The sequence below is a fragment of the Streptomyces sp. NPDC050658 genome (assembly GCF_044457025.1).
Taxonomy (GTDB): domain Bacteria; phylum Actinomycetota; class Actinomycetes; order Streptomycetales; family Streptomycetaceae; genus Streptomyces.
In genome coordinates this window covers 807107-817852 of record NZ_JBITGM010000001.1, presented here as the reverse complement: position 1 = coordinate 817852, position 10746 = coordinate 807107, and the positions used below count along the sequence as shown (strand labels likewise).

Annotated in this window: 10 protein-coding genes; 6 read left to right on the top strand and 4 right to left on the bottom strand. The window is 71.0% G+C overall.

What is annotated here, in order from left to right; translation table 11 throughout:
* Positions 1–154: 154 nt before the first annotated feature.
* Positions 155–1189, bottom strand: a complete 1035-nt coding sequence (locus ACIBKX_RS03805) for a DUF3068 domain-containing protein (protein ID WP_363270591.1) — start codon at positions 1187–1189, stop codon at positions 155–157.
* Between the two features lie 191 nt (positions 1190–1380).
* On the opposite strand from ACIBKX_RS03805, the gene ACIBKX_RS03800 reads away from it, so the two are divergent.
* From ACIBKX_RS03800 to ACIBKX_RS03785, 4 genes are all read left to right on the top strand, one after another.
* Positions 1381–1533: a hypothetical protein gene (locus ACIBKX_RS03800; protein WP_363270592.1), complete on the top strand. Its 153-nt coding sequence runs from the start codon at positions 1381–1383 to the stop codon at positions 1531–1533.
* 6 nt (positions 1534–1539) lie between these two features.
* On the top strand, positions 1540–2838 hold the full coding sequence (locus ACIBKX_RS03795) for a helix-turn-helix domain-containing protein (protein ID WP_399375626.1): 1299 nt from the start codon (positions 1540–1542) through the stop codon (positions 2836–2838).
* Between the two features lie 27 nt (positions 2839–2865).
* A complete protein-coding gene (locus ACIBKX_RS03790; protein WP_363270594.1) occupies positions 2866–3741 on the top strand; it encodes an SMP-30/gluconolactonase/LRE family protein in 876 nt (291 codons plus the stop codon).
* A 189-nt stretch (positions 3742–3930) separates the two neighbouring features.
* The gene (locus ACIBKX_RS03785) at positions 3931–4608 is read left to right on the top strand and encodes a hypothetical protein (protein WP_363270595.1); all 678 of its coding nucleotides are present in this window, start codon (positions 3931–3933) and stop codon (positions 4606–4608) included.
* Positions 4609–4645: 37 nt separating this feature from the next.
* On the opposite strand, the gene ACIBKX_RS03780 is transcribed toward ACIBKX_RS03785, so the two are convergent.
* On the bottom strand, positions 4646–5092 hold the full coding sequence (locus ACIBKX_RS03780; RefSeq protein ID WP_363270596.1) for a MarR family transcriptional regulator: 447 nt from the start codon (positions 5090–5092) through the stop codon (positions 4646–4648).
* Between the two features lie 87 nt (positions 5093–5179).
* Here ACIBKX_RS03780 and ACIBKX_RS03775 point away from each other — a divergent pair, with 87 nt between their 5' ends.
* Entirely contained in the window at positions 5180–6208 is a 1029-nt protein-coding gene (locus tag ACIBKX_RS03775; protein ID WP_363270597.1) for an NADP-dependent oxidoreductase, read from the top strand.
* A gap of 182 nt (positions 6209–6390) precedes the next feature.
* Entirely contained in the window at positions 6391–6819 is a 429-nt protein-coding gene (locus tag ACIBKX_RS03770; RefSeq protein ID WP_363270598.1) for an organic hydroperoxide resistance protein, read from the top strand.
* 71 nt (positions 6820–6890) lie between these two features.
* Here the strand turns inward: ACIBKX_RS03770 and ACIBKX_RS03765 are convergent, their stop codons facing one another.
* Together ACIBKX_RS03765 and ACIBKX_RS03760 are read right to left on the bottom strand one after the other, a co-directional pair.
* Entirely contained in the window at positions 6891–8051 is a 1161-nt protein-coding gene (locus ACIBKX_RS03765; protein ID WP_363270599.1) for a serine hydrolase domain-containing protein, read from the bottom strand.
* 90 nt (positions 8052–8141) lie between these two features.
* Entirely contained in the window at positions 8142–10736 is a 2595-nt protein-coding gene (locus tag ACIBKX_RS03760) for a M14 family zinc carboxypeptidase (RefSeq protein ID WP_363270600.1), read from the bottom strand.
* Positions 10737–10746: the final 10 nt, after the last annotated feature.

The following is a 10746-nucleotide window of genomic DNA, read 5'->3' as shown; positions in this document are numbered from 1 at the left end:
GGTGGTGCGGAAAGGCCGGGTTCTGTTGCGTAGGTGCTGTGGTCGGTCTGTGCGGGGACTGTGCTTGGGTGGGGGTGGTTAGTTTTCGCCGCCCTGTTCGACGCGGCTACTCACCGAGGTGACAACTTCGGGGGTTTCATTAGCTGACGTCTCATCACATCGTGGTGGGTTGCAGGGCGGTTGGGGACGTATCGGTATTCGGACCGTCCGGCTCCGCCGCGGAACCCGGCCCTCCGGAACCGTCCGCCCCATGGGCCGAGCGCCGTCCGCGTACGACGAGCACGACCCCCGCGACCGCGAGCAGCGCACCCAGCGCACCCGCACCGACCGGCAGCGTCGTGCCCACCAGCTTCAGCCGGCTGCTGTCGTCGTCCGCGAGCCCGACCTGGGTCTTCTGCGTCTTCTCCGTGAACGCGATGCGCTTGCTGTCGAGGAGCACCGTCGCGTCCTTGTCGGAGCCCGGCGCGCGCAGCGTCTTGCGGGGTCCGACCGCCGCGTAGATGATCCGGCCCGTGCGCTTGTCGGCCACCAGCTCCACACCGTGGTTGGCGTACCACTCCTCGGCCAGTACGTTGCTGCGCTTGGGCTGCCCCACCAGGCGGCCCGGCACCAGACGGGTGCCGGTCTTGGCGGGCTTCACCTTCGCGGTGAAGCGGTAGCCCTCGTAGCCCTGGATCTTCTTCGTGCCCCGGAAGGTCAGCGGCACGGTCCCGCCCAGGGTGCTGTCCCACCAGACGTAGCCGCGCTTCTCCACGTCGAAGGGGAACTTGAGGTAGGCCTCGCCCTCGTAGTACGGCTCCTCGCCGCAGCAGTGCACCGGCCGGTTCGTCTCGCGGTCGGTGACCCAGCGCTCCTTCGTGAACTGGAGCGAATCGTGCGGGTCCGAGGCCGGCAGCGACTTGTCCGGATCGACGGACTGGACGACGTCCCACACCGCGGTTTCCTTGGTGCTGTCGGCCACGTCACCGCGCACCTGGCGGGTGATCGTGAGGTTCTTGTCGTGCACCGTCTTGATCTTGTCTGTGTCGAAATAGCTGCCTTTGCCCTTGAACACGGTGATCGTGTCGATATCGACGGGCGTCCGTTTGGCGCGTGGCTCGACGTACCAGGCGAGCAGCGGTGCCAGGACGAGCAGGAAGACGCCGAGTCCGAGGAGGATCAGCGAGAGGGGTGAGGCTGTGCGGCGCATCCGGCACTCCTGAGGGCGGTGGAGACGTGTTACCGAGCCGTATGGGGCCGTGACGCTAGGCGGACCCTTGACTAAGTGTCAATGCATTGATGAGACTGTGCACCTGCCGGGCGGGGCCGGTAAGGGACTGTGCGAACACCAGCCGTGCGACCAGGGTGGGGACGACCTCCAGCAGAGAGGCTGACCCTGACATGCATAGATTCCTCGCGGCCGGACTGACCGCCGTGGCCGCCGCCGCACTCGCCGTGGCCGCCGCCCTCGGCATCGTCGCTGTCCTGAACGCGACGCCGGACCAGCCGAATACACCCCTCGTGCATTACGAGACCGCCCCGCGGGGGCAGTGAGTGACCGTGCCCGTGACCGAGAGCCAGGGTTCGCTGTCCGTCCGTTCCGCGTGGCGGGACGTCCCGCCACTGCAGATACGGCAGTTCGCCGCGCTCGCCCTGGACGAAGTGCCCGCTCTCGCCCAGGACATCCTGCGGGAGATCCGCGCCGAGTATCCGGGCCTGCCCGTCGTCCTCGACGACTCGGGCGAGCCGATGGCGCTCATCGGCATAAGGCGCGCCCTCGAAGGATTCGTCCAGCAGATCGCCGCCGGCGAGGGCCGCCCCTGCTACCCCCTGGAGGTCTTCCAGGAGTTCGGCCGCGGCGAGGGACTGCACGGCCGCAGCCTCGACTCGCTCCAGGCGATCTACCGCCTCGGCGTACGCCTCGCCTGGCGCCGCCTCGCCGAGATCGGCCAGCAGATCGAGATCCCGCCACCGGCCATGTACGAACTCGCCGAGTCGGGCTTCGAGTACCTCGACGGCCTTGTCGACCAGTCCGTGCGCGGCTACGCGGAGGCGGCGGCCCGCCAGGCGGGCGAACGACTGCGCCTGCAACGGAAGTTGATGGAACTCCTGCTCTCCGAGCGGCGCGGTGAGTCCGGGTCCGGCACGGCGGCGGATTCCGGTTCCTTCACGGCGGCGGCGTCCTCCGGGCAGGGCCCCGGCAGCGCGCTCGACGAACGGGCCGCCCGCGTCGGCTGGCAGCTGCCCGAACGCGTCGCCGTCGGCGTACTGCTCCGCCCCGCGCGCGAGGCCGTGGCGCCCGCCGTCGGCCAGGGCGTACTGCTCGACATGGAGACCGAACAGCCCCGCATGGTCATCCCCGACCCGGACGCGGCGGGCCGCCCCGAACTCCTGCGGCGCGCCATGACCGGCTGGTCCGGCGCGATCGGCCCGCCCGTACCGCTCGCCGACGCCGCGAAGTCGCTGCGCTGGGCGCAGGCCGCGGTCCGCCTCATGGAGCGCGGACTGCTGCCCTCCGGCGAGGTCCTGCACTGCACCGAGCACACCGAGGCGCTCGTCCTGCTGCAGCCCGAGGAGCTGATCGAGGACCTGGCCAGGCGCTGCCTCGCGCCGCTCGCCCACTGCGGGCCCGCGCACGGCCGACGCCTCGCCGAGACCCTCCTGGCCTGGCTGGAGACACGGGGCGGCGCGCCCGAGGTGGCCGCGCGGCTCGGCGTCCACCCGCAGACCGTGCGCTACCGGCTGCGGCAGATCAGGGAGCTGTGGGGCGACGAGGTCGACGACCCGGACCGCCGCTTCGAGCTCGAACTGGTGCTGCGGGCCCGGAGGTTGCGGGGAGAGCTGGGACGGGTGGGCTGAACGGGGCGGCGCGGGTAGCCTGCCGGGATGGACGGGACCGGCGGGATCGACGCCATCGACATAGCCGTACGCGCGCAGGCGGAACTCGGCGAAGGGCCCACCTGGGACCCCGCAGCCCGGCGGCTCATCTGGGTCGACATCCTGAACTCCCGCGTCCACACCTACGATCCGTCGACCGGTCGCCGCACGGTCATGGCCACCGAGCAGCACGTCGGCGCGGCCAAGCCCCGCGCGGGCGGCGGCCTGGTGGTCAACCTCCGGGACGGCATCGGTCTGTACGACGATGCCGCCGCCGGGGGCGCCTTCCGCTGGCTGCACCGCGACGTCGTACCCGGCCGCCGGGGCAACGACGCGGCGGTCGCCCCGGACGGCACGCTCTGGGCGGGCACGATGTTCTACGACGAGAAGCCCGGCGCCGCCAACCTCGTCCGCGTCACGGGCGACGGCACCGTGACGGAGGTGTACGGCGACGTCTCGGTCAGCAACGGCATCGGCTGGAGCCCGGACGGCCGGACGATGTACTACGCGGACACGCTCACCCGGCGCGTCGACGTACTGGAACTGGGCGACGACCAACTCCCGTACTCCCGGCGGCCCTTGGCGGAGATCGAGCACTCGGCGGGCTTCCCTGACGGGCTCACCGTGGACGCCGATGGCTGCGTCTGGGTCGCCCTGTGGGACGGCTGTGCCGTCCGCCGCTACACCCCGTCCGGCGCCCTGGACCGGGTGATCGAACTCCCCGTGGCCCGCCCCACCGCGTGCGCGTTCGGCGGCGACGGGCTGCGGGACCTCTACATCACCACGGCGCGTGCGGGGCAGCCGGCGCCGCACCCGTTCGCCGGTTCGGTGCTGGTGCTTCCGGACGCCGGACAGGGCGTGGCGCAGGCGGCGTTCGCCGGATAGGTCCGCGTACCCGGCGGCAGGTCGGTGGGTCGTACCCCGCGGCAGGTCGGTGGGTCGTACCCGGCGGCCGGTCGGTGACGTTCGTCGGGATAGCCGGTGATTCGCCCCGCTGGAAGGTTCGATTCCGCACACAACCTTCACGGGAGCGGCTTCCTCTGTTCCCCGCGGCTCACCTAGCCTCCATGCCTCATGGACTACTGCCACCCGTGCCACCGGCACCTCAACGGCGCCCTGGCCTGCCCGGGCTGCGGCACCCCGGCCGAAGCCTGCCGCGAGTACGCGCAGGCCGTGGCCGAGCAGGAGGCGGCGGACGGTCCCGAGGGTGCGTACGACGAGGAGTCCCCGCGCGTCCGCAGCCGCCGCAGGGAACGCGGCCGCAAGGCGCACCGGCGCAGGCGCCGCAAGGTCCTGCTGATCACCGCGGGCCTCGCGCTCGCGGCCGGCGGCCTGAGCCTGGCCGAACTCGCCACCGAAGGCCCCTCCGACGACCCGAGGGCGGCGTCCGCGCCGGACGGGGAGACGGGGGAGCGGCCCGTGACGCGCGATTCGGCGGGCCCGGACGAGGAGATCGCGGACGGGGCCACGGCGACGACGGCCGCCCCGACGGCGTCGGCGTCCGCGAGCGACAAGGCGACGCGGGACGCGGAGCGGGAGAAGGAGAAGAAGAAGCGGGACCAGGGCGACGACGAGCCCGGTTCCACGGCTCCGACCAAGACCTCCGCGCCGGACTCCCCGGACACCCCGAACACGCCGGACAATCCGCAGACCACCCGCCCCACGCCCCCGCCGACCACGCAGAAGCCGGACCCGGAACCGGAACCGACGCCTTCGGAGACGTGCGACCGGTTCCTGTGGTGGTGCACTTAAGTCCTGCGGCGGTGCGCCTAGTCGTCCGGTGGTGTGCTCAGGGGAGCTCGCCGACCATCCTGCGCAGCATCCCCCGCAGCGCCACCCGCTCGTCGTGCGACAGCTCGGCCAGCGGCTCCCGTGCGAAGTCCAGTGAATCGCGCAGGCTGCGCGCGACCTTCCGGCCCTCTTCCGTGGGGGCGGCGAGCTTCACACGGCGGTCGGCCGGGTCGGGCCGACGCTCGACCAGCCCGCGTGCCTCAAGGCGGTCCACGATCCCCGTGATGTTCGACGGCTCGCACTTCAGCTTCTGGGCTATCCGCCGCATCGGCATCGGGTCGAGCGAGAGCAGCCCGAGGACGCGCGCCTGCGCCCCGGTGAGGGCGTGCTTGCCCGCCGCCTCCTCGTACTCCTCGTGATAGCGCGCCACGACCGCGCCGATCAGCTCGACGACTTCGAGCGTCAGGGGGTCGATGCGCGGGGTGCGGGAGCTGCTGGTGGCCATGGTCACCAGGGTACCCAGATACTTGACATCATTAAATATATAGACGCATGGTTGTTTCACTACCTGAAACATTTGGAGGACGCCCGCATGTCCGTCACCCCCGAGCTCCCCGCCGTCAGCCGTGCCTGGCACCTCGTCCGGCGTCCGCACGGCTGGCCGGTCCCGGAGGACTTCGCGCTGCGCGAGACCCCCGTCGCCGCCCCGGAAGAGGGCCAGATCCTGGTCCGCAACCTGCACTTCTCCGTGGACCCGTACATGCGCGGCCGGATGAACGACGTGAAGTCGTACGTCGCGCCGTTCAAGCTGGACGAGCCCATGGACGGCGGCGCGGTCGGCGAGGTCGTCGCGTCGAACGCCGAGGGCTTCGCCGTGGGCGACCACGTCCTGCACGGTCTGGGCTGGCGGGACTACGCGACCGTCGCGGCCAAGCACGCCACCAAGGTCGACGCGCAGGCCGCGCCGCTCTCGGCGTACCTGGGCGTGCTCGGCATGACGGGCCTGACGGCGTACGCGGGGCTCTTCGAGGTGGCGTCCTTCAAGGAGGGCGACTCGGTGTTCGTCTCCGGGGCCGCCGGTGCGGTCGGCGCCCAGGTCGGGCAGATGGCCCGGCTGAAGGGTGCCTCGCGGGTCGTCGGCTCGGCGGGCTCGGACGAGAAGGTGAAGGTCCTGGTGGAGGAGTACGGCTTCGACGCCGCGTTCAACTACAAGGACCCGCGCCCGGTGGCCGAGCAGCTGAAGGAGGCCGCCCCCGACGGGATCGACGTCTACTTCGACAACGTCGGCGGCGAGCACCTGGAGGCGGCCATCAGCCGGATGAACGTGCACGGCCGGGCCACCATCTGCGGAATGATCGCGGGCTACAACGACACCGAGCCGACCCCCGGCCCGCGCAACATGGCGATGATCATCGGCAAGCGGCTGCGACTCCAGGGCGTCCTGGTCCGGGACCACGCGGCGCTGCAGCCGCAGTTCGTCTCCGAGGTCGGCGCGTGGATCCGCTCGGGCGAGCTGAAGTACGGCGAGACGTTCGTCGAGGGTGTCGAGAACGGCGTGGAGGCGTTCCTCGGCATGCTGCGGGGCGAGAACACCGGGAAGATGGTCGTTTCCCTGGCCTGAGCTGCCCTGAGGCGGGTGGTGGCGGTGTCCCGAGGCGGGTGGTGGCGGTGCCCTGAGGTGGGCGGTGGCGGTGTCCCGAGGCGGGCGGTAGAGGTGCTCTCTTCCGGCATCCGATAACCTCTTTCCACATTGCCGCGACTGTGGGCGCGCAGGGCGGCACATCTCAGGAGGAACCGGCACTTATGTCCATCCAGCAGATCGACGTCAAGTACACCGCCGTCGCCACCGCCGAGAACGGCCGTGACGGCCGCGTCGCCACCGATGACGGCAAGCTCGACGTCGTCGTCAACCCGCCGAAGGAGATGGGCGGCAGCGGCGCCGGCACCAACCCGGAGCAGCTCTTCGCGGCCGGCTACAGCGCCTGCTTCCAGGGCGCGCTCGGCGTGGTCGCCCGCAAGGCGAACGCCGACATCTCCGGCTCGACCGTGACCGCCAAGGTCGGCATAGGCCAGAACGAGGCCGGCGGCTTCGGCCTCGAGGTCTCGATCTCCGCCACCATCCCGAACGTGGACGCGGCCACCGCGCAGTCCCTGGTCGAGCAGGCCCACCAGGTCTGCCCGTACTCCAGCGCCACGCGCGGCAACATCAAGGTGGAGCTGGCGGTCGCCTGACCCGCCCTTCGCGTACGTGACAGAGGGCCGCACCCCGGCTACGGGGTGCGGCCCTCTGCCGTACCGCCTGGTCAGCCGGTGGCGAGCGCCGCCTCGTGGACCGCCCGCACGAGCCGCGCGTTCTCCGCGGCCGGGCCGCCAGGGAAGGCGTACTGCCGCCGCGTGTAGCCGTAGGCGAGCCCGCCGCGCGGATCGGCGAAGGCCTGCGAGCCGCCGATGCCGCTGTGGCCGATGGTGCCGGCGCCGAGGAAGGGGTACCAGGCGTCGGCGGTGTTCTGGAAACCCACCCCGAACGATTTATGGGCCCGCATCACCAGGTCGTACCCATTGGAATGGACCTGACCGAACTCGGCCACGGTGTCCGCCTTCAGGAGTGGCTCCCGTCCGCCGGTCCCGGTGACCGCCGCCGCGTACATCCCCGCGAGCCCGCGCGCGGACGCGACGCCGCCGACGGAGGCGGGGCCCTTGGCGCGCACGAGCCGGGAGTTGGGCAGATCCTCCATGTCGGTGGGCGGGGTGCCGTTTCCGTTGAAGGCGATGGAGGTCAGGCTGTTCGGCTCGGGCGGTGCGGCGTCGAGGAAGGCGCGCTCGTCGTCGCTCGGCGCCATGGGAAGCACGGACCGGAACCGTCCCTCCAGCGCCTCGGGCAGCCCGAGATGGAGGTCGATCCCGGTCGGTACGCGGACCCGCTCCTCGTAGATCTCCTGCAAGGTGCGTCCGGTGACCCGGAAGACGACTTCACCGGCGAGGGCGCCGACGGAGAGCGCGTGGTAGCCGAAGGCGGTGCCGGGGCGCCAGTACGGGCGCTGGGTGGCGAGGCGGGCGGCGATGGCGCGGTCGTCGGCGATTTCCTCGGGGCTGAACCCGGTGTCGGCGCCGACGACGCCGGCGCGGTGGGACAGCAGCTCGCGGAGGGTGATCTGCCCCTTCCCCTCGGCCGCGAACTCCGGCCAGTAGTGGGCGACTTCCCTGTCCAGGTCGAGGGCGCCGTCCTGGACGAGGAGGGCGACGGTGAGGTGGGCGGCGCCCTTGGTGGACGAGTACACCCCGAACAACGTGTCCCCGTCGGTCTCGGGCCCGACCCAGAGATCGACGACGCGCTCTCCCCGCACATAGGCGACAAGCTGCGCGCTGTACCGGGGCCCCTCCCCGGCAAGCACACCGGTGAACACGTCCTTCACGCCCTCATACCCGGCGATGACACTGCCCTGCACCTTGATCTCACGGGTCATGCGCTCTCCCTTCGAACGCCGGAGGGGCTGACGGAACCAGCCCCTCCGGCCTGCATCTTCCAGCCGGGAAGGAACCGCCGGATGCGGACCTCAGCCCAAGTTCAGCAGTGCCCGACCCACCTGCGGGAACACTCCCTTCGGGTGGTCGCGGAAGAGTGGCTCCGTGCCGAACAGGACGACCTCCGAGCCCGAGGCCGCCGCACCGCTCACCACGGCCGCCTGCCCCGCCGCATCAGCGGGCCCACCGGCCCCGTCCGCCGCACGCCAGTGGCCGGACAGCAGCGGATTTCCGTCCCCGTAGGACTGCTCGACCCGCACGCCCTCACCCAGCCCCGTGAACCACATGGGCGCGTACACGAACGAATGCGAAGGAGCCCCGGCCGTCAGCGGCCCGGAATTCTCCACCCGCACCACACCGTTCGCGTCCCCGTTCCCGGAAACGGCAGTAGCGGAAAGCAACTTCGCGTCGGCGTTCAACGCGGCCCCCTCCGCCCCGCGCCCGACAAGACCGCCCCCACCGGAGAGGAACCCGTCGAGCCCGTCCCGAGCCCCCGGCTTCAACTCCCCGTACGCGAGCCCGGCCGAGACGAACAGGACGTCGACCTTCTCCTTCTTCCAGTCGAAGCCCGCGTTCAGGACGTCCGTGGACACCGGCACCACATCGAAGTTCATCTCCCGCAGAGCGAAGAGCTCACCCGGCGTCACGGCGGCAGCGACCCGCGTCCGCTCCACCGCAGCCCCGGCCTTGGCCCGTGTCGCGTCGAACGCCACGTCGTACTTCCGCGCCGCGACGGCCGCCGCCCCGCGAGCCTTCGACGAAAGGATCACGCTGCCGTCATCGGCGGCGGCCCGCCGGACCGAAACCCCCTTGCCCAGCAGCCAGTTCAGCGCCGCCACCTCCCGCGCGTCGTCGAGCCGCAGCCGCAACTCTCCGCGCGGCGCCACATATCCGACCCGCGAGGCCTCGTGCACGGACCGGGCCGGCACCCCGGCGAGGCTGCCGCCGCGTACCGAGTCGACCGACGCACCCCAGAGCCGCCCCAGGCTCCACCCGGAGATGTCGTACATCGTCGACACCTTGTCGCTGATGTCACGGCCGTCGGCCAGCATCACATTGGCGAGCCCCCGCTTCGGCTGCCGCATGTCGATGACGTACGACCCCTTCTCGTACGAGGTCCCGCCAAGCCTGAAGTCCCGCACCGCCCGCCGTACTTGGACGTCGTTCTCCAGCAGATGCCCCACCAGGCGCGACGCGGCCGCCGCCGAGCGCTGATCCCGCGACCCCGCGGGAATCACGTACGCACGAGGGAATTCGGTGGTGTACACGTCCTCCGGACCGATGCCCGGAACCCCCGGCACCGTCTCCGGAGACACCGGCACCTGCGCCGCACCCGCGGCACCCCGCCGGAACGTCTCGATCTGGTCGGCGATCACCGAAGTGCGGTGCTCCTGCGTGTACTTGAGCGTCGCAGACATCGCCGCCCCCGCGATGTCCACGTTGATCGCGGACCGCCGCCGCAGCTCCGGCACCGGCAGCTCGTCGTACTCCTCGTTGTTGACGACCATCGGGAACTCGATGGTGTGCGCGGCGACCGCCCCGTGGAACGGCATGTACTGCGGGGTGAAGATCGGCGGCCAGTCGTCCCAGCCCTCCTCCTGGTCCCGGAAGGGGATGATCGCGGGCTCCACGCCGTCCTTCTCGGGCGTGTAGCCGAGGCCGTTGACGGCGGCCTCCATGCCGAGCGCGTTGGCGTAGGTGTTCTTGAGGAAGAGGTCGTACTCGTAGTTCTCGCCGTGCGGCGGGGTCGTCGGCTCGATCAGCGTGCCGTTGACGTACCCGTGCAGGTCGATCATGACCGCCGGCTGCTTGTCGATGGCGATCTGCCGCATCGCCCGCGCCTCGGGCTGCGACGCGGTGATGAAGTCACGGTTGAGGTCGAAGCCGTTGGCGTTGGCGCGGGTGCCCGCGATCCGGCCGTCGGGGTTGGCCGTGACGTTGAAGTAGATGCGGTTGTGGGCGAGGAGATCCGCCGTCTTCGCGTCCTTCGCCTTCGCCAGCTTCTCGATGAGCCCGAGGGCCGCGTCCGTGCCCTCCCACTCGTTGCCGTGGATGTTGTTGTTGATGAAGACCGGCGTCTTGTACGAGGACTTGACCGCCGGATCCTTGGCCGCGGCCTCCGGCGCGTTCTCGATGAGGTCGCGCATCCGCTCCTGGCGGGCGGTCTCCCTGGCCGACTCGGGTGCCGTGACGGTCACGAGATAGAGCTGGTGGCCGCCTGCCGAGCGGCCGGCGATCTCCACGCTGACGCGGTTGCCCATGCCTTGGATGTCGTTCAGCTTCGGGGCTATGGAGTGGTACGGGGCCAGGCCCAGTTTTATCGACTTGTCGTCAGGGTTCGCGGGAGGTGGGGTCAGCTTCTGTTCGCGCGGGTAGCCCCGGTTCTTGGGGTCGGCGAGACCCTGACCGCCGGTGGCTGAGCCCAGTGCCCGGTCGGCCGCGCTCCGCGGTGCCTTCGCCGCGCGGTCGGTGCTGTTGAGCGGGGAGCCCTCGCGCAGGACGTCGCGGTCACGGCCCGGACTCGGGTCGGCGGCCGCGCTGCCCGGAGCGAGCGTCGTGAGCAGCAGGGCGCCCGACGCGGCGAGCGTGGTGAGCAGGATGGGTCTGGATGGCCGGGATGTATCCATACGTACCTCC